We start from the raw sequence: 18,405 nt of genomic DNA, 5'->3' as shown, positions 1-18,405 counted from the left end.
ATAGTTAGCGGTCTGTGTTGGGCGCAACATCGCGGTTCATAAGTATCCCGGACAGGACGCCTGGATTCGTGGATATCGTCAGCATCAACATGACGGCGGGCAAATCTGCCGTGGAGCTTTCGCTGTTTGTCCTGCTTTCCATCCTGATCGTGATGCTCTGCGCTGAAAGCTGTGGTTCGCTCGACGAGGCGTATGCCAAGACGGCTTTTCAAAGCGCTGAGCCGCTTGGACAAAACGGACGGGTTCCGTTGCAGCCCCCGTTCGACACCGGCAAACGAACCCTGCTCCGAGAGAGCGAGAAACGCGACAAGTTCGCTTGCCTATCGATTGTCAAACTGATGCATGAAGTTGTTAGCTTCATCTTACCAACGAATCGGGAAGCACGTTCGACATCGGCTTGCTGCTTAGGCCGTCAGCACAATCGTACCTTCCGCGCGCCCATGCTCCATATCGGAGTGCGCGGTGGCTACTTCAGCTAACGAATAGCTTTTCCAGATCCAAGGCTTGATGATGCCTTCGGCTCCGGCCTGAAGAACATCCTGCGCACGCGCGTGGTATTCGGCCGGGGTTGCCGTGTGTGCGGCCAAGGAGGGGCGAGTCAAGAATAGCGAGCCCTTTGCATTGAGAGTACTAACCTCGACGGCGGTCGGGGCTCCCGAAGCCGTTCCGAAGAATACGAGCAGGCCACGTGGCTTGAGGCAATCCAGCGAAGCCTCAAAAGAAACCCGACCGATCGGGTCATACACTACATCGGCCTTCAGTCCGTTGGTGACTTCGGCAACCTGCCCGGCCAACGTGGCGGCGTCAAAGATCAGGACTTTGTCGCACCCAGCTGCTTTGGCTATATCGATACTTTGCGTGTTCGATACCACTCCGATTACGAAGGCGCCGAGATGCTTGGCCCATGGAACCATGAGCTGCCCGAGAGCGCCGGCGGCACCGTAGATAACAACCGTGGTACCTCGAACCAACTTCGACAATCCCAAGTTCTTCTGTCGCTGTTGCTGGCAGAAACAGACTGTAGTCGGGGCCAAATCATCACCACGAGTGAAGAGCTTTCGGTCAATAATCAGGTGTTGCGAATAGCGATTGATGCACACAAATTGCAAGCGGGAGGTAATAGTGCTAGACATTTACGTCTCAGTGCAAAATAGTTGGCGATCTCACGCCGGTGCAGCTTCTAAGTGGTGGGCGCGAAGAGCGCAGCCGAGAAAATAATGGAGGTTGATCAATAGTGCAGGTAGCACGAACTGACACTAAACTTTCAGCACTCCATCATTGTTGCTCAAGGAGCAGAGGTCTCAGCTGAGTGACTTCAGTCGACAGCAAGTACGTTCCTGCCGCAGGCGGTTCGACAGTCCCCCCATTCGACGTGAGCACGACGACCTGGTTGGGATTAGGGAATTCCGTGGTCCAGTTCCCTAAATTGCTTTGTCCGGTCTCGTCCATTCGCTGGCGGAATTCGTTAGCCCTTCCTACCGCACAACTATATCGAATTAGATGAACGAGATCGTCAGAGGCCGTCATGTTTTCTGTAACGCGCTGCGGGTTCAGGATTTGAATACGCTGTTTTTGAACTAGAGGGGCAGACTTCGCAAGGAATGAGTCTCGCCAACCCGGCTTGGTTAGTAGCGCCATTCGCAACCGAGCCCGCTCATCCAGTGACGCATATTCCCAAATATGGAAAAAGTGCACTTGCGGGCTGTCAGCGTCCAGCCACATGCCACGGAGTCTACCAAATTCAATGCCACGGATTGGCATGCATTCCTGGTTGAAAAGCTGCCAATAATCCTTCCACTTATCCAGTTCTAGCCAGTATTCGCGAAGCTCATGAATCATATGGTCACCTAGCCTGACTCTCGAAGTTAGACAATACGAGCACGCCCCACTCGGAGTCGCGCATACTTGGCATCGGATAATAGTTAGCGGTATTTAGCCGAGCAATCACGTTGAGTGCAGAACACTCGTGTATTCAGTGCGTTAAACGGGCGACTATTGCATTCAGGCAGTCGCCCCGCGGCCGTCTCTTGAAAGATTCGATAAACCCGTTGCCCGAGGGTCTTCCCTGGCGACTGAAGTCGAGCAAAAAGCCATTCTGCCAAGCCCATTCATCGTCGCCAAAGCGAGGACAAGAGTCTTGACTGGAGCCGGGTCTGGCTGTGAGAGGGAAAGCTAAAATTTTATTGCTGTACATAGTGCATTGGTGAACTGCAAGCGAACCGCCTTGTTCGGTGGTTGTTCTGCTTTCATAATCCGGGACACATTTGAAACACGTTCCTAACCACGGCGGCTCGACATAATTTTTGCGAACCTGGCGTACGCGCAGGCAAGCGTGTGACTGATGCGACTGGAGGCTTATACGAGCCTCACCTTTATCCCGCACAACGGCTGATCAAGATCACAGATAGCTTGTCGTTCGATGATGCCGTTGCAGTAATGGTCAAAGGCATCACTGCGCAATACTTCTCAAAATTACCTATTCCGTGAGGTCGGGTACTGCCATCTTGCTCTAGGGTCTAGTCAGAGGATTGGGCGTGTTGGCTTCGGCGGAGGCGGGGATAATCAGCTCGCGAATAGGGCGGGCGCGATTCGTAGACATCATTGGGGAGGGATCCGATGCGGCAATACGGCTTGCCTGTGATCCCGCAGGATCTGTCCGCTCACGACTGGCTGCCGAAGGAGGGGTCTATCTGGTAAGGCGTTCGGCCAAGTTGCCAGCAGCGACCGTAATTGCCTTTAAGGAACGGATCGAATCCAAGTTCAACAACGAGCTACATTGGGGTGTTCCATCCCGCTGAGCAGTATTTTCATTCAAAAACCACTGGAGGCCCCTTGTACAAAGGTGTTGTTTTATCGATTGCTTCGTCCTGCTTGTTTGCCGTTTTGTACTACTACACCACGCTCCTAACCCCCTTGACCGGAGAGGCGATATTTGGCTGGCGCATGTTGCTCATGTTGCCTTGTATCACCCTGTTCATAGTCATCAGCAGAGAGTGGCAAAAGGTTCGTGTCGTGTGCTCGCGTATCAGGCAAACGCCGCTTCTCCTGCCCAAGCTTTTTTTGAGTAGTGTGCTATTGGCCACCCAGCAATGGCTGTTCATGTGGGCACCCTTGAACGGGAGGGGGCTCGATGTGTCACTCGGATACTTTTTACTGCCTTTGGTCATGATGCTGGTCGGCCGCCTGCTCTATCGTGAGCGGCTGACTTCGCTGCGCAAAATGGCGGCATTTTGCGCTGTGCTGGGGGTGGCAAATGAGCTGTATCGGGTGGGCGGAATCTCATGGCCAACGCTACTGGTTGCCGCAGGGTTCCCTTTGTATTTTGTCTTGCGTCGCAAGCTTGGCACTGATCACCTGGGCGGGCTTTGGTTCGATATTTTGCTCACGTTTCCTATTGCTTCCTATTTCGTCACCGAGCAATGGACCAGCATAAATCACTTTGCCCTGACGCCACGTTTATATCTCCTGCTACCCATACTGGCGGTTATCAGTGCGGCAGCTTTTATATCGTATACTGTGGCTAGCAGGCTCCTGCCATTCAGTCTTTTCGGTTTGCTGGGATATGTAGAGCCTATATTAATGGTGGCGGTCGCATTGATCCTCGGCGAGCAGATCAAGGACGAGGAATGGAAAACGTACGTTCCGATCTGGGCGGCGGTTGCGTTGCTAGTTTTGGACGGTGCTCGCTATCTTAGGCACCTCACAGATCACCGCTTAGCTAGCTGTGTAAACCTGCCTTCTTCGCAAGGCAACGCACGCTAGTATTCGGCCTCGCTAGTCATCAGCACCTAAGGTTGGCGATCCGAGTGCGTTCCTCCTGGTAGTCACTGGGTACAAGCTTGTCGAGTTCGACCAAGTCTGCTGGACTTTCGTCGAGAGTGTTCGCCATGGCTGGCGTTTCTGGGCCCATCCAAACATCTGAACGATATCCGAAAAAAGACTGATGGCCTGACGAGTAGCGCCGCGAGCCATTACGGAGCGCACCCCTGGCCATTTTCAGCATCTCCTCACTTCAGCTTCTGAATTGCGTGTCCTTGGAGAATGATTGCAGATCTCTGCATACGCAATACCCAATGGTTGCAGGTCATAGATGCATAGTGTGCGGCAATTCGTCACTCATACGTCACGTGGACGGAGTGAAAGAAGCGCGGGCTTTTCCAGGTTTACTTCGAAGGAGCCGGGAATGTTGCATGGTGATCTTTTTACAAGGTCCTTACAGCGCGTTCGTCCACGGATTTTCCTGAGCGAGCTTGCCCTCCAGCCAATATTTCAGCGCTAGCGTTGCGGCGGACGCAAACTTTGCCGAGGGTCTAATAAGATAGATCCCTCCTTTCACCCCCAACTCCCAGTCCGGCAAGACTCTTACAACTTCGTTGTGTACTAATGCACGACTGAATAGCCATTCCCCGGCACCGAGGATGCCGGTCCCCGCAATGGTCGCGCTCAACAGCGCTTCGCTGTCGTTGGACATCAGGGAGCCTTGGGGGCGTAGGGTAAATTGTCCATCTGCGCTGATGAGCTTCCATTCAGGGTAAGACGCCAGTCCCGTAAATCCCAGGCAGTTATGATTGGCCAGCTCTGCGGGTGATTCAGGCCGCCCGTATCGTTCGACATAACCAGGAGACGCGCAAAGAATTCGGCGATGATCGCCGAGGCGCTTGGCAATCAGGCGGCTATCGTTCAGTTCACCTATGCGTATCGCCACATCGAAGCCTTCGGCGATCACATCAACGAAACGCTCGCTGTAATCCACGGTGACCGTCAGGTGAGGATGGGCAGCCAGAAACTCCGGCAGTATCGGCGCTAACCAGAGCCGGCCCATAGCTGCCGGCACAGCCAGCCGCAGATTGCCGCGAACCTCAGCGGCCCCTAGCGCTGCCTCCTGCTCTGCCTCAGCCATCAACTCGGTAGCCAGACGCAGGCGCCTGACAAGACGGGCCCCTGCGTCTGTCAGGCGGATGTGTCGGGTGCTGCGCTCAATCAGCCTTACTCCCAGCCGGGCTTCCAGAGCCGCCAAGCGCTTGGAAATGATCGTGGGATGGCGCTGCAAAAGCCGAGCGGCCGCAACGAATGACCCCTCCGATTCGAGCGCCAGCAAAGCGGCCATTTCATCCGTATGGCGGCTATCCAGTGTAATCACGACAATCTTCCTTCACAGAGAGCGGGGGCTACCCACTGCCTTCCAATCGTACTCAAGGACATTTTACGGAATGAGCAGGATGGTACCTGATGCTCGGCCGCTCTCCAGATCAGCGTGGGCTTGCGCGACGTCCTCCAGTTTGTAGGTTTTCCAGACGCCGGGGTCGATGATTCCAGCCTGGAGTGCTGTCAATACATCATTTGCGCGCTCCTGATATTCCTCGACACTACTGGTGTGAGCCGTAATCGAAGGACGAGTGAGAAATAGCGAACCCTTGGCGTTCAGCATCCCCACTTCGATAGCTTGTGGCGCACCTGACGACGCGCCGAAAGATACCATCAACCCGCGCGGACGCAGGCAGTCGAGCGACGCCGCGAACGAGATACGCCCGATCGGGTCGTAAACGACATCGGCTTTCTTGCCGCCGGTGATGCGAGCCACCTCCTGCGCAAGCGTTTGTGCATCAAAAACCAGGACCTCATCGCAGCCCAGTGCGCGTGCCTTCTCGACGCTTTGCGTGCGTGAAACGACACCGATCACGAAAGCGCCGAGATGCTTGGCCCACTTAGCCATGATGGCGCCCAAACCGCCGGCGACACCATACAGAACCATGATAGTTCCCGGCCCCACTGGATAAGTCGTTTTGAGCAGGTACTGTGCTGTGATTCCCTTGAACAGAACGGCTGCAGCGTCGTGGAAGCTGATCGATTCAGGAAGTGGCACCAGTTTCTCGGCCGGAACCAATCGACCACTTGCGTAGGCACCCAGGGGGCCGGTGGCGTAAGCCACACGATCACCCACTTTAACGTTAGTTGCGTTGGATCCAATCGCGGCGACCCGTCCAGCCCCCTCCAGACCCAACCCCGAAGGCAGAGCGACGGGAACCGCGCCGTTGCGCTGGGTGACATCGAGATAGTTGACGCCAATGGCGTGCTGTTCCAACCACACCTCACCGGGGCCGGGCGCAGCATGATCGTCTTGTCGGACCTCTAGAACGTCCGGTCCACCCGTGGAAGAAAAACGAATTACTGTGGCCATTTTCAGCATCTCCTCACTTATTTGAATATGAAACTGCGTATCCCTAGAATGATTGCAGATCCCCCAATGCACAATGCCTCGGCGATGCAGATCATAGATGCATGATGTGCAGCAATCGTCGGATTGGTAAGCCCATGGCAACTTTGTTTATATCTGCACGCATTTTCATTTGAACTGGCCGCAATGAGAGTAAATACCTCAGAACCGTCACTCATGCGCCACGTGGACGGAGTGAAAGTAGCTGATGGGTCATCCGTATCACGGCATTCGCCGGATAACCTTCGGTATCGACATATTGCAGGCTCAGTCCGGGTGTACAGCTACATAGGCCGAGAATGCCGTAGGCAACTGCACTGAAGTCATCAATGCGGAACAGCCGCTCCTTTACCCCACGTTGAAGGATGTTCTTCAGCTCCTGCACATAACAGGCTTCTTGCTCGTCGACCCTCAGACGCTGCGCTGGCGCCAGATGACAGATTTCAAGTTTGAGCAGGCGCTCCTCTCGCAGGCAGTGCAGGTGCCGCCGCACATTGAAACGGATGAAGGCCGCCAGTTGGGCGAGGGTGTCCCGAAGGCCGGCCTTCTCCAGGTACCAGGCTTTCAAGCGTCGTTGTTGCAGGGACTCGATGACCTCTTCAAGCAAGTCCTGCTTGCTGGGGAAGTGGTAGTAAAGGCTGCCCGCATGCAGCCCGACTTTTTTGGCCAGGCTGCGCATGGACATGGCGGTAAATCCCTGTTCGATCATCAGGTCGTAAGCCGCTTCCAGGATTTGATCACCGGGATGGTTGGCGACTGAGGGAGAAGTGGCAGCGCTGCGCATGTTCATGTCCTGGTTGGCACCCTGGAGTGGGATCGAACTCAACCCCGGTTCTATTTATGTGCAAAAAACCGTTTAGTTTTATGGTCTTCTGCATACTTTTAATGAAGACTTTAAGGATCCTATTTTTTACCTTGATTTAGCGTTATACCAAGCAATATATAGGCTTTACAGTGGATCCATAAAAGGATACAAAGTCAACATTCTATCCGTAAGGTGGTGTAAATGAGTCAGAATAATGTGCATAAATACGACGTCGCGATCATCGGCGGCGGGATCATCGGTTCGAGTGTCGCCTACCACGTGCTGCAGGCATCGCCGGGTGCTTCGGTTTGCGTGATCGAACCAGATTCCACCTATGAATTCGCCAGTGCCTTGCGTTCCTCCGGAGGCTGCCGAGTGCAGTTCACCCGCCCGGAAAATATCGAAATGTCGCTCTACAGCCTTGAACGCATCAAGAGTTTCGAGCACGAGATGACCTCCAAAGGACGTCCGGCGCCGGTTGATTGGGTTGAGGGCGGTTACCTGTTCGTGGTCGAGCCCGAACACATCGCCGCGCTGGAGCGCAACGTGCGCATCCAGCAGGCTCATGGTTGTGTCGTCGAAATGCTGGATGCGGCAGGCTTGAAGCAGCGTTTTCCGTCGATCAACAGCGACGATCTGGGGCTCGGTGTCCTGACACCCCATGACGGTTGGTGCGATCCCAACGGCCTGCTGTGGGGCTACCGGCGCAAGGCCGTAGAATTGGGTGCGGTCTACATCAAGGACCGTTTCGTCGACGCCGTGATTGAAGGACCCAAGGCGACGGCCATAGTCCTCGAATCGGGGATGCGCATTGAAGCCGAATCCTTCGTCAACGCAGCGGGGGCCTGGTCGGGCAACGTCGCCGAACGTTTCGGCATGTCGCTGCCGGTGGTGCCGATGCGGCGCTTCGAGCATTACTTCACCCCGGCCACGCCGATGGAGCGCTTGCCCTATGTGAAGGACATGTCGCGCCTGGCGTTTCGTTCGGAAGGCGAGGGGTTCTCCGGTGGCTTGGTGAATGGTGCGGAGCCTCGCGGTTTCAATTTCGAAGTCGACCATAACTACTGGGAAGAGGTGGTCTGGCCTGCTGTGGCGCACCGTTTCCCGGCACTGGAAGCTGCTAAATGCCACCGTACCTGGTCGGGGCTTTATGAAGTTAACGAGTTGGATGGCAACCCGGTGATCGGGCGCTGGAACTCGCGGCTGCCCAACCTTTACACCGTCGCTGGGTTCTCCGGGCACGGCATGATGCATGCGCCCGCGGCGGGCCGTGGTATCGCTGAGCTGCTGGTCAAGGGCGCCTATCAGAGCATTGATCTGTCGCGACTCGGTTATGAGCGCGTTGAGGCGAATAAGCCGTACGCCGAAGAAGGCATTCTCTGATCCATCACCTGGCAAGGATCGACGGCAGGAGAGGGCGACAACCTTGGATCCGTGACTGGATATGCTAGGCTGCGCTCCTTCTTGCCGTAACGATAACCCTATATGACTGTTAGACATTCTCCCGCGCAGGCGACTTCCGGTCTCACCGCGGAGGCGATCACTCGCGAACTGCGTGACCTGATCCTGGCCGGGAGCATTGGCGTTGGCGTGCAACTGAAGCAGGAAGCCTTGGCGAAACGTTTTGGGGTCAGCCGGATCCCGGTCCGGGAAGCCCTCAAGCGCCTGGAAGCCGAAGGGTTGTTGCTCCACGTTGCTCGTCAGGGCGCGGTGGTGGCGGCCAAATCGGTTGACGACCTGGTGGAAACACTGGACATCCGCATCGCTCTGGAATCCCGGGCCCTGACCCTGGCCATTCCGCACCTGAGCGCCGTCGATTTCACCGCGGCTCGTGACGTGCTGCAGCGCTACGAGGCCAGTGATGTCCCTCGGGAGTGGGCGGAGCTGAATCTGGAATTCCACTCGGTGCTGTACCGTGCCTGCAATCGTCCAACGCTGCTGAAGATGATTGCCGACACTGTCAAGGGCATCGACGTCCACCTGCGCGTGCTGTTGTCCCATTCGGTGGGGCGCAAGTCGTCGATGGACGAACATGCAGAGATCCTTCAGGCCTGTGAAGCGCGCGACACCTCGCGGGCGATCCAATTGCTGGAGGCGCATATCGAGCACACACAGACCGCGCTGCGCCAATCGCCGCCGATTCCAGCACTCTTCGGGTTCTAGGGATGGGCAGCACCTCAAACGCAAGCGGTATCAAGGGTTACTGACATGGTCGATTTAGATTTTCTGACGGATCTTTCCTGCTCCGGCACCAACATCTCCCTGGTCGAGCAATTGTTCGACTTGTTGCCGGATGTGCAGTTCTTCATCAAGGACCGCGAGGCGCGCTACCTGGTGGTCAACCAGGCGATTGTCGAGCACGCCGGCCTGTCCGATAAAAAGGACATGATCGGGCGCACCTGCGAGGAGGTTTTTACCAATCCTGGCGGGAAGATTTCCCAGCAGGACTTGCAGGTAATCGAGACGGGCAAGGACGTGGTTAACGCGCTGGAAATGTGCCTGTCCCCAAACAAGCAGCGCAAATGGTGCCTGAGCTCCAAGTTCAGGGTACGCGGCCCTCATATCGGGGGGGCCGCCCTGGTAGGCATTTCCCAAGTGTTGCCGGCCACCGCCGAGCGCCATGAAAACTACCAGACCCTCAGTGCCTTCCTCGCCCACCTGAAGGCCAACTGCGGCGAACCGATCCTGATCACTGACATGGCGAAGAAATTCAATTTCTCCATGGATGTGCTTGAGCGACTGACTCGTGAGCTGTTTGGCCTCACTCCGAAACAGATCCTCACCCAGTTGCGCATGGAGAAGGCCTGCAGCTTGCTGGAGACTTCCACGCAAAGCGTCAATACGATCGTGACTGATTGCGGTTACCTGGATCACAGTGCGTTTTCCCGCCAATTCAAGGCCAGCACCCACTACTCGCCGTTGCAGTATCGCTATGCGGTAGCGGGCACCCGTAAATAAGGGCGCGACTCCAGGCGTTTGCCGCTTGGAGTCGCGCCGATGCGGCCTAGGCTTGAGCGTCGGCGACCATCTTCGTACGCAGATAGGCGTCCAGTCCCTCCAGTCCACTTTCATGCCCGTAGCCGGATTCGTTAAAGCCGCCGAATGGCGTTTCGGCTTCGTGCACGGACATGTGGTTAATCCCTACTACGCCGGCTTCAATGGCCTGACTGGCGCGAGCGGCATTGCTGCCGTCACGAGTAAAGATATAGGCCGCCAGCGCATATGGCAGGGAGTTGGCGCGCTTGATGACTTCCTCGAAATCATCAAAGACGGTTAGGGCCGCAACCGGACCAAACGGTTCCTGAATCATGATTTTCGCCGTGTCAGGCACATCGCGTAGTACTGTCGGGGCGAAGAAGAAACCTTCGCGCTCTAGCCGACTACCGCCGGTCAGTACTTGTGCGCCCTGAGCTCTGGCATCGGCCACCAACTCATCCATGTTGTCCAGCCGGCGAGCAGTGATCAGCGGCCCCATGATTACGCCCTGATCCAGGCCGTTGCCTACCACCAGGCGTTCGGTGCGCTCAACAAACCCGGCGACGAAGGCTTCATAAATCGAGCGCTGGATATAAAAGCGCGTCGGGGAAGTGCAGACCTGGCCAGCATTCTTGAATTTTGCAGCAACCAGCAGATCAAGGGCCCGTTCCAGGTTGGCATCCTCGAACACCAGCACCGGAGCGTGCCCACCCAGTTCCATGGTGCAGCGTTTGAGGGTATTGGCGGCGAGCTTCTGCAACTGCTTGCCCACCGGTGTCGAGCCGGTCAGTGAGACCTTCTTCGGAATGGGCGACGCGATCAGGTGTTCGGAGATCGGGCCGGGTGGTCCGAACACCAAACCGATGACGCCAGCCGGGACTCCTGCGTCCTGGAAGCAGCGCACAATGCCGACTGCGGTGCCGGGGGTTTCATTGCTCGGTTTGACGATGATGGAGCAACCAGCTGCCAAGGCACCGGCGATTTTCAGTGCGACGTTGCCAGCGGGGAAGTTCCAGGCGGCGAAGCCCAGGGCAGGACCGATCGGCTCTTTAAGCACGCTCTGACGAACCTTGGGATTGCGCGCGGGAATGATCCGTCCATAGGCACGTTTTCCTTCCTCGGCGTACCAGCGGATGGCGTCGACACAGAACTGGATTTCGCCACTGGCCTCTTGCAGGGATTTGCCATTCTCTTGGGTAAGGACGCGGCTGAGTACAGGCTTGCGGGTTTCCAGCAAGTCGGCGGCTTTGCTCAGTAGGGTCCAGCGCTGCGCAGCAGACTGCTCTTTCCACTGTTCGAAGGCTCGCTGTGAGGCATTCAGCGCCCGGTCCAGGTCTTCGGTGCTGGCACAAGGAATGCTGGCGATGACTTCGCCAGTGGCCGGGTTTTCCAGAGACAGGGTTTCTCCGGCGCTGCCTTGGCACCAGCAGCCGTCGATCAGGAGTTCGAGGGTTTCGTTGTACATATTTTCGGTATCCAATGGGGTAATAAGCGATGTCATGGCATCAAGTCCGATAGAAAGCGGCGGTCGAAGCGGGAAGTGGGGCTTTGTTCAGAATGCGGTCGGCGATCTTCTCGGCCATCATCATGATCGAGGCGCTGAGATTGGCCGTGACCACCCGAGGCATGATCGAGGCGTCTACTACACGCAAGTTGCGGGTCTGTCGCACCCGGCCCTCGGCGTCCACCACCGCACCGTCATCGGTGCCCATCCGGCAGGTGCCAGCAGGGTGGTAGGAGGTGCCGGTGTTGGCGCGAATAAAGCGCTCCAGTTCCGCGTCAGTCTGGGCCGCTGCACCCGGGGCCAGTTCTTCGCCGCGGATACCGTCCCAGACAGGCTGGGCGATCAAGGTTCGCGCCAGGCGGATCGAATCAATCATGTCGCGCATATCTTGAGCGGTGCTCATATGGTTGAAGACGATCAGCGGTGGCTCGCTTGGATTGGCCGAGCGCAGACTGACCGTACCGCGACTTTCCGGGCGCGACAGATCGACCCAGAACTGGAATCCCGGCACGGCGATCAGCTTGCCGTTGCGTACGTAGCGGGTCAGCGGCAGGAACTCGAACTGCACGTTGGGGAACTTGACGTCAGGACGGCTGCGCAGGAAGGCTCCCGTCTCGAAGAAGTTGGTGGTGCCCAGACCTTTCTTGCGCAACAACCAGTCGGCTCCCAGCCTGGCCTGACCCAGCAGGCCGAGCTCAGACACCAGAGAGTCGCTGTGGCGGGTGGCGTACTGGATGTTGACGCCCGGATGGTTCTCCAGGTTTTTTCCGACATTGGGCAAGTCCACTTTGCTGGCGATGCCGTGGGCGCGCAGTTCCTCTTTGCAGCCGATGCCGGACAGCATCAGCAATTGCGGCGAGTTAAAAGCCCCGGCGCAGAGGATGACCTCTCGTGTACAACGCACCGTGTGCGTGCGGCCTTGGTGGTGGACCTGAATGCCCACGGCCTGGTCGCCATCAAAGTCGATATGCTGTACCAGTGCATGGGTCCACACCTCCAGGTTGTCGCGTTTTTCGTTCGGGTGCAGATAGCCGCGCGAGGATGACCAGCGTACGCCGTCATGCACCAGCGCCTGGGCGATATGCAGGCCCTCTTGCTTGTAGCCATTATGGTCTTCGGTGATTGCGAAACCGGCTTGCTCGCCGCAGCGCAAAAAGGTGTCGTACAGCTTGTGTTCGGCCTTGCAACGGCTGATCTTCATGGGGCCTTCACCGCCGCGCCAGACATCCGCGCCGCCGGAAAAAGTTTCCATGCGTCGGAAGTAGGGCAGGCAGTGGGCATAGCTCCACTCCGGCAGCCCATTGGCCGCCCAGCCCTCGAAGTCCTGGGGGTTGCCTCGGTTGAAAATCATCGCGTTGATCGACGAGCTGCCACCGAGCACCTTGCCACGCTTTTCGTCGATCAGACGATTGTCCAGATGAGGCTCGGGGCCGGACTCGTAGTGCCAGCCCAGACGCTTGCTGGAGTAGGCGAATGGCAGGGCGGCAGGCATGTCGATGATCAGCGATCGGTCCTTGCCGCCGGCCTCGACCAGCAGTACCCGCAGCGAGGGATTCTCGGTCAGTCTGGAGGCAATGATGCAGCCTGCGGAACCAGCCCCCACAACAATGTAATCGTATTCCACATTAGCCTCTGTCTTGAGTTATCCGTAGTGGGCCGAGGAGGCGGTAAACCACCACTTCGGCCGACGGGCGCCTGCCTTACTTGATGGATTTCAGAAACGCTACGGTTTCAGGCTTGTTGGGGTTGCGGATTACCTGGTCGGGGGTTCCCAGCTCATGGATCAGCCCATTACGGAAGAACGCGACCCGGTCGGATACCTCCCTGGCGAAGGCGATCTCGTGGGTCACCAGAACCATGGTCATGCCGTCTTCGGCCAACAGGCGCATGGTGTCCAGGACTTCGCCGACCAGTTGCGGGTCCAGCGCAGAGGTGGCTTCGTCGAACAGCATGTAGTCGGGTGACATGGCCAGCGCCCGGGCAATGGCCATGCGTTGCTGCTGCCCCCCGGAGAGACGCCCTGGAAACACCTTGAGCTTGTCGCCAAGGCCCACATGCTTGAGTTGGCGAACAGCTACCTCTTCAGCTTCCTGGCGCGATTTGCCGAGCACCTTGCGCGGCGCCAGCATGACGTTCTCCAACACCGTCAAATGCGGGAAAGCGTTCCACTGCTGGAAGACGATGCCGATCTTGCGGCGCAGTTGGTTCAGGTTGGTCTTGGCGCTGTGCACGTCGACGCCGTCGACCTTGATGCTGCCGGACTGGATGCTCTCCAGGCCGTTGATGCACATCAGCAAGGTGGATTTTCCCGAGCCGGAGCCGCCGATGATCGACAGCACTTCGCCTTTCTTGACGTCCAGCGAAACGCCTTTGACAACTTCCAAGTCACCAAAGGACTTATGAACCTGATGGATGTTAATCATTGCTGTTCAACCTTTTTTCAACGTGGGCGCCGCACCAGGCAACGGCCCAACTCATGACGTAATAAATCAACCCGACGATGCACAACACCAGCAGCGGTTCCTGAATCCGAGTGATGATCACCTGAGAGGAGCGCAGCAGTTCGGACAGGCCTAGCCACATCACCAGCGCGGTGTCTTTCATGGCGGCAAGAGTCATGTTCAGCCACGAGGGAAAGGCCACGCGGGCAGCGAGCGGAGCGCTGATGCAGCGCATTTCCTGCCAGTAGCTCAGGCCCAGTGAACGAGCAGCCCGGCGCACATGGGGTGATACCGACTGCAACCCGCTGCGAACAATGTCGGTGCAGTAAGCGGTGCAGTACATGCCGAGGGTTACGCAACCGATCATCATCGTCGACCAATGCAGGCCAAGGATGCTATTCAGGGAGTTGGCCAGTACGAACTGGATCAACAGCGGGACGCTTCGAAATACGTCCAGCACCCATCCCAGCGGCAGCGTAAGTCTTGGCAATGTAGTGCGAAGCCAACCTAGGGCGGCACCACCAAAGGTGCCGATGAGCACGGCCCAGAAGGTCAGCTGCAAGGTCAGCCACGCGCCATCGAGCAGGATGAGCAGGTCAGTTCCGGTCAAGCTGGTGTCAAACATACGATCGCTTTCCTTTGTGCATCACTTAGTAGCGGAACAGACGCCAGCCAATCAGGCGCGCCAGTCCAACGACAAGTTTGCAGATGCAGTAATAGATTACTGCGGCGGCAATGAAGAGCTCGAAAGTACGGAACGTCTTCATGTTGAGGTCTTGAGTAACGCCGGTGAGGTCGTTGCTCAGACCGACAATCACACCTAGCGATGTCATGAGCACGGCCCAGACCATCTGGTTGGTGATCGGGTAAAACACCACCCGCAGCAACTGCGGCACGACGATGTGTATGTACGCCTGGAAAGCGTTCATCCCCAGTGATCGCGCGGCCCTGACCTGAGTCTCCGGTACGGCCTTGAGGCCGCCACGGAAACTTTCGGCCAGATACCCAGCGTTGTTGAAGGTGATACCTGCCAACAACGCCACCAGTGAAGGCACATGCAGCCCGAACGAACCCAAGCCGAAGTACAGGATGTAGATCTGAAAAAGCGACGGTGTATTGCGCGCAATCGAGACCCAGGTCGCGGCGAAGCCTTTGAGCAACCGCGAAGGCGACTGCCGCATGGCGGTCAACGCCAGGGCGATGAGGACGCCAAGAATCATCGAGGCGGCCGCAATCTGAATGGTCACCCAAGCGCCATCGAGCAGATGAGGCAAGGCTCTTCGGATGGCGCCCCATTGAATGGTGTAATTGAACATGGCTCGATCTCTATTGCGTACAGGTACAACGACTCAAAGGTCCGGCAATCACTTCAAGGAGCTCCAGCGAGTGGTGTCCAGAGGTGAGCCACCAATCCATTTGTTCCACAGCTCGGCATAGCGGCCGGAGCGGTTCTGCTGGCTGATGAAGAGGTTCAGGTAGTTGATCAGACCTTGCTCATCGCGGCCGACTGCCAGCGATACGTAGTCAATGTCCCAGGGAGCGGCGGCGGCGATTTTCAGGCCCTTGAATTTGCCCGACTTGATGGCCTCTTGGGCGACAGTATTGACCACCACCGTGGCATCGCTGTGGCCTTGGCTCACGGCGAGGATGTTGTCATTCATGTTCTGGTAGGACTTCAGGCTGCCCTTGGAATCGGCCCACTTAGCGATGTCCGCAGTGAGGAAGTCGGTGCCGTAGTTTCCCTGGGGTGTGCTGATGACGTGGCCTTTTAGATCGGCGTAGGTCTTGATGCCGGTGTCCTCACGAGTCAGCACCACGTACTGGTAGGCGAAGTAAGGCATGGTGAAGCCGATCGACTTGGCCCGCTCCATGGTCGGAGAGGTCGAGGCCACGGCGACATCGGCACGGCCTGAAATGATGGAGGGGATGCGATCGGGGAACGGAACATCAACGACGATCGCTTTCACGCCCATGGCTGCCGCCAGGTCCTTGCAGTAATCGACGTCGAAGCCGGCAGGCGTATTGCTCGCATCGCGAAAGCCTGCCTGGCCGTTATCCAGGGTAATGGCGCAGCGCAGCTCTCCCTTGTCAACGATGTCATCGAGCTTGTCGGCGAGTGCAATGGAGGTAGATGCAGCGGAGATCACTGTGGCCAGAGCCAAAATACGGTAGGTATTCATGACGTTACGATGCCTTAATTGAAAGTGAGTTGAAGCCGATCCTGCATGGGCTGAAAGGGTTAGAGCAGGGAGCGTGCCAGCCTCTGTGCAGAGGCGCAGTGCAAGCGAGGTAGTGGCGACACTAATGGGCCCTGAGTGGGCGGCGCGATAAGCTTGTTTGAGGCGCCGAATATCAGGTCTGGCAAGGGCTTGCGGGGTGTGGGAGGGGTTTTCGGATAGGCGCTGGAGAGGAGCTTTGCGAGGTTGAAATTGTGCAAAAAAAATTTCTGCGGGGTGATTGGAAATATTCGTGAAAATAAAATTATGCGGTAATCCGCTTGCATTCAGCGTATTAAATCCGCTGTGGTACGAAAGGTTACGTTACCTTTTGACCTAATGTTTTAAGGTGTTTGAGCCGTTATAGGGCTTTATGCCAAAGGCTGCACTTGATCAGTGCGGCTATGCAAAAGCGTAACCGTTCAGGAAAAAATTGCCAGCCACTGCTATTGGTATAATTATGCGGTAATCCGCTTTTTTATTGAAGATGTGCGCATGCTCTGCAAGGCGGCTTGAAGTGGCGAAGAAGGGGAGGGGGAAGAGCGGCGATTTCAGCTTGCCTTGAAGGCCGGCGAGAGGGCTGAGCGCAGTAGCCGCCCCCCGTGAGAGATCGGCTACTGGTGGTTATCGATCAGTCGGCAGACAGTTCCACCGAACGCTGGTATGCGGCGTGGGTCGAGGCACTGACCAGGCGCCGCAGGCGGCCGTCAGCTTCGAATACGCCGATAGCCGCCGCCGTGGTGCCGTTGGGGGAAGTGACCGCCTCGCGCAGCGCGACGAAATCCGCCTTGGGTTGGCATTGCAGCTTGGCGGCGCCCAGGGCGGTGTGGGCGGCAAGCTGTTCGGCCAAGGCCTTGGGCAGCCCCAGCTCGACTCCGGCCGCGGCCAGGGCTTCGCTGAACAGGTGGTAGTAAGCTGGCCCGCTGCCACTTAGCGCGGTGACGCTGTGCAACAAGCTTTCCTGGTCGACCCAGAACGCCACGCCGACAGCGCCAAACAGCTCGCTCAGGCGCTGGCGCTGTGGGTCAGTCAATTGCGCATTGGTGTACAACCCGGTGCAACCGGCGTTGACCAGCACCGGCGTATTGGGCATGGCACGCACCACGGGCGCCTTGCCACCCGCGGCGCTATTGAGGCTGGCGCAGGTGACCCCAGCCATCACCGACAGCAGCATCGCCCCCTCTAGCGCCTGGGCCGGCAAGGCAGCGAGGGCGCTGGCGGCCATGGCTGGTTTCACCGCCATCACAACCAGATCGAAGGCTTGGGTCGGCAAGGCTGCAACACTGGTGAACACCTTGGCTTTGACCCCATGTGGCTGGCCGGGATCGAGGGCCACCACCTGCTGCACCAGCCCGGACGCCAGCCAGGCTTCGCCCAGGGCACTGCCCATTTTTCCATAACCGAGAAACAGTACGTTCATGTTGTTTTCCTCTTAATAGTCGATGCGCTGAGTCATCTCAGCTGATAGTCATCAGGCTGGCGTTACCGCCGGCTGCTGCGGTATTGACGCTCAGCGCCCGCTCGATCACCAGGCGCTCCAACGCAATGTTGGTTTCGCCTTGGGACAGGCCTTGAACCCCGACGATAGCACCGGCACGTTTGGCCACTTGCTGGCAGACCGCGCGCAGCTGGTCGGAGTCGCCGTGATGCAGCACTGCATCGAAGAGCACTTCGTCCTTGTTCCAGTCGGCCACCCGCTGGATGCGCGCTTGCACTTCTTTAGGCAGGCGAGCGTAGAGCGCTTTGCTCAGCTCGGCATCCGGCCAGACTGCCAAACCACCGACAGCCAGTACTGCCGCCAGTTGGGTGAGCAGGTCGGCCTCGACTTCCGCCAGGCACAATGCGTGCTCGCGCGGCAGGATGGCGTAGCTGTTGCGCTCGCCGGTCGGACCATTCAGTTGGCGGGTAATACCGCTTTGCGATTGGGCGGCGAACTGCACGCAGAGTGCGCTCAGGTCGGCCAGCTTGTGGCTCTCGGCCCAGGTTTGCAGGGCCGTCAGCGGCTTGCTCATGGCGTCGCGCAGACGAACATCCGGCGCGCTGAGTGCATCGCCACGCACGAAGGATTGTTCGATCGCGTCGGTAGGACGCGTCGACAGCAAGCGGTACAAGTACAGCGGACCACCGGCTTTAGGGCCGGTACCCGACAGACCTTCACCGCCGAACGGTTGTACACCGACCACGGCGCCGACGATGTTGCGGTTGACGTAGACGTTACCGGCGTTGACGTTGTCGATCACCTTGGCAAT

At 57.6% G+C, this 18,405-nt stretch carries 15 protein-coding genes and 3 pseudogenes; 4 read left to right on the top strand and 14 right to left on the bottom strand.

The annotated features are described in order from the left end of the window. Window positions 1-170: 170 nt before the first annotated feature. From AC07VR_RS12355 to AC07VR_RS12345, 3 genes and pseudogenes are all read right to left on the bottom strand, one after another. A pseudogene (locus AC07VR_RS12355) lies at window positions 171-344 on the bottom strand (LysR family transcriptional regulator); the annotation flags it as partial. Window positions 345-404: 60 nt separating this feature from the next. Continuing rightward, window positions 405-962, bottom strand: a pseudogene (locus tag AC07VR_RS12350) (zinc-binding dehydrogenase); the annotation flags it as partial. A 313-nt stretch (window positions 963-1,275) separates the two neighbouring features. Continuing rightward, complete coding sequence (locus tag AC07VR_RS12345; protein ID WP_495011360.1) at window positions 1,276-1,839, bottom strand: NIPSNAP family protein; 564 nt, start codon at window positions 1,837-1,839, stop codon at window positions 1,276-1,278. A 993-nt stretch (window positions 1,840-2,832) separates the two neighbouring features. Between AC07VR_RS12345 and rarD the strand changes: the two genes are divergently transcribed. Beyond that, the gene (gene rarD, locus AC07VR_RS12340) at window positions 2,833-3,762 is read left to right on the top strand and encodes an EamA family transporter RarD (protein WP_495011359.1); all 930 of its coding nucleotides are present in this window, start codon (window positions 2,833-2,835) and stop codon (window positions 3,760-3,762) included. 451 nt (window positions 3,763-4,213) lie between these two features. Here rarD and AC07VR_RS12335 read toward each other — a convergent pair whose 3' ends face one another. From AC07VR_RS12335 to AC07VR_RS12325, 3 genes are all read right to left on the bottom strand, one after another. Continuing rightward, window positions 4,214-5,107, bottom strand: coding sequence for a LysR family transcriptional regulator (locus AC07VR_RS12335; protein WP_495011358.1), 894 nt, complete (start codon window positions 5,105-5,107; stop codon window positions 4,214-4,216). 96 nt (window positions 5,108-5,203) lie between these two features. Next, on the bottom strand, window positions 5,204-6,178 hold the full coding sequence (locus AC07VR_RS12330) for a quinone oxidoreductase family protein (protein WP_495011357.1): 975 nt from the start codon (window positions 6,176-6,178) through the stop codon (window positions 5,204-5,206). 211 nt (window positions 6,179-6,389) lie between these two features. Then, window positions 6,390-6,998 carry a TetR/AcrR family transcriptional regulator gene (locus AC07VR_RS12325; RefSeq protein WP_495011356.1) on the bottom strand — a complete coding sequence of 203 codons (609 nt, stop codon included), beginning with the start codon at window positions 6,996-6,998 and terminating at the stop codon, window positions 6,390-6,392. A 222-nt stretch (window positions 6,999-7,220) separates the two neighbouring features. Here AC07VR_RS12325 and AC07VR_RS12320 point away from each other — a divergent pair, with 222 nt between their 5' ends. The 3 genes from AC07VR_RS12320 (at window position 7,221) to AC07VR_RS12310 (ending at window position 9,977) form a co-directional block, all read left to right on the top strand. Then, complete coding sequence (locus AC07VR_RS12320) at window positions 7,221-8,402, top strand: NAD(P)/FAD-dependent oxidoreductase (RefSeq protein ID WP_495011355.1); 1,182 nt, start codon at window positions 7,221-7,223, stop codon at window positions 8,400-8,402. A gap of 102 nt (window positions 8,403-8,504) precedes the next feature. Beyond that, window positions 8,505-9,182: a GntR family transcriptional regulator gene (locus tag AC07VR_RS12315; protein WP_495011354.1), complete on the top strand. Its 678-nt coding sequence runs from the start codon at window positions 8,505-8,507 to the stop codon at window positions 9,180-9,182. 45 nt (window positions 9,183-9,227) lie between these two features. After that, window positions 9,228-9,977, top strand: coding sequence for an AraC family transcriptional regulator (locus AC07VR_RS12310; RefSeq protein WP_495011353.1), 750 nt, complete (start codon window positions 9,228-9,230; stop codon window positions 9,975-9,977). 46 nt (window positions 9,978-10,023) lie between these two features. Here the strand turns inward: AC07VR_RS12310 and AC07VR_RS12305 are convergent, their stop codons facing one another. The 8 genes and pseudogenes from AC07VR_RS12305 to AC07VR_RS12270 form a co-directional block, all read right to left on the bottom strand. Next, window positions 10,024-11,496 carry an NAD-dependent succinate-semialdehyde dehydrogenase gene (locus tag AC07VR_RS12305; RefSeq protein ID WP_495011352.1) on the bottom strand — a complete coding sequence of 491 codons (1,473 nt, stop codon included), beginning with the start codon at window positions 11,494-11,496 and terminating at the stop codon, window positions 10,024-10,026. Between the two features lie 4 nt (window positions 11,497-11,500). Continuing rightward, window positions 11,501-13,123 carry a choline dehydrogenase gene (locus AC07VR_RS12300; protein ID WP_495011351.1) on the bottom strand — a complete coding sequence of 541 codons (1,623 nt, stop codon included), beginning with the start codon at window positions 13,121-13,123 and terminating at the stop codon, window positions 11,501-11,503. Window positions 13,124-13,199: 76 nt separating this feature from the next. Next, window positions 13,200-13,922 (bottom strand): amino acid ABC transporter ATP-binding protein, encoded by a 723-nt coding sequence (locus AC07VR_RS12295; protein ID WP_495011350.1) that lies wholly within the window; start codon window positions 13,920-13,922, stop codon window positions 13,200-13,202. After that, entirely contained in the window at window positions 13,915-14,565 is a 651-nt protein-coding gene (locus AC07VR_RS12290) for an amino acid ABC transporter permease (protein ID WP_495011349.1), read from the bottom strand. Before AC07VR_RS12290 ends, AC07VR_RS12295 begins: the two co-directional genes overlap by 8 nt. A gap of 25 nt (window positions 14,566-14,590) precedes the next feature. Beyond that, on the bottom strand, window positions 14,591-15,256 hold the full coding sequence (locus tag AC07VR_RS12285) for an amino acid ABC transporter permease (RefSeq protein ID WP_495011348.1): 666 nt from the start codon (window positions 15,254-15,256) through the stop codon (window positions 14,591-14,593). Window positions 15,257-15,304: 48 nt separating this feature from the next. Further along, a complete protein-coding gene (locus tag AC07VR_RS12280; protein WP_495011347.1) occupies window positions 15,305-16,120 on the bottom strand; it encodes a transporter substrate-binding domain-containing protein in 816 nt (271 codons plus the stop codon). Window positions 16,121-16,787: 667 nt separating this feature from the next. Next, complete coding sequence (gene proC / locus AC07VR_RS12275) at window positions 16,788-17,576, bottom strand: pyrroline-5-carboxylate reductase (protein WP_495011346.1); 789 nt, start codon at window positions 17,574-17,576, stop codon at window positions 16,788-16,790. A 37-nt stretch (window positions 17,577-17,613) separates the two neighbouring features. Then, window positions 17,614-18,405: pseudogene (locus tag AC07VR_RS12270) on the bottom strand (trifunctional transcriptional regulator/proline dehydrogenase/L-glutamate gamma-semialdehyde dehydrogenase); the annotation flags it as partial.

The organism is Pseudomonas sp. GW821-FHT02H09 (assembly GCF_059421425.1).
This window is presented reverse-complemented; position numbering and strand designations above follow the sequence as displayed.

Coding starts and splice junctions, on each gene's coding strand:
- AC07VR_RS12325 (WP_495011356.1), bottom strand. CDS start 6,998: ATGCGCAGCGCTGCCACTTCTCCCTCAGTCGCCAACCATCCCGGTGAT.
- proC (WP_495011346.1), bottom strand. CDS start 17,576: ATGAACGTACTGTTTCTCGGTTATGGAAAAATGGGCAGTGCCCTGGGC.
- AC07VR_RS12345 (WP_495011360.1), bottom strand. CDS start 1,839: ATGATTCATGAGCTTCGCGAATACTGGCTAGAACTGGATAAGTGGAAG.
- AC07VR_RS12280 (WP_495011347.1), bottom strand. CDS start 16,120: ATGAATACCTACCGTATTTTGGCTCTGGCCACAGTGATCTCCGCTGCA.
- AC07VR_RS12315 (WP_495011354.1), top strand. CDS start 8,505: ATGACTGTTAGACATTCTCCCGCGCAGGCGACTTCCGGTCTCACCGCG.
- AC07VR_RS12290 (WP_495011349.1), bottom strand. CDS start 14,565: ATGTTTGACACCAGCTTGACCGGAACTGACCTGCTCATCCTGCTCGAT.
- AC07VR_RS12295 (WP_495011350.1), bottom strand. CDS start 13,922: ATGATTAACATCCATCAGGTTCATAAGTCCTTTGGTGACTTGGAAGTT.
- AC07VR_RS12310 (WP_495011353.1), top strand. CDS start 9,228: ATGGTCGATTTAGATTTTCTGACGGATCTTTCCTGCTCCGGCACCAAC.
- AC07VR_RS12285 (WP_495011348.1), bottom strand. CDS start 15,256: ATGTTCAATTACACCATTCAATGGGGCGCCATCCGAAGAGCCTTGCCT.
- AC07VR_RS12320 (WP_495011355.1), top strand. CDS start 7,221: ATGAGTCAGAATAATGTGCATAAATACGACGTCGCGATCATCGGCGGC.
- AC07VR_RS12305 (WP_495011352.1), bottom strand. CDS start 11,496: ATGACATCGCTTATTACCCCATTGGATACCGAAAATATGTACAACGAA.
- AC07VR_RS12335 (WP_495011358.1), bottom strand. CDS start 5,107: ATGGCCGCTTTGCTGGCGCTCGAATCGGAGGGGTCATTCGTTGCGGCC.
- AC07VR_RS12330 (WP_495011357.1), bottom strand. CDS start 6,178: ATGGCCACAGTAATTCGTTTTTCTTCCACGGGTGGACCGGACGTTCTA.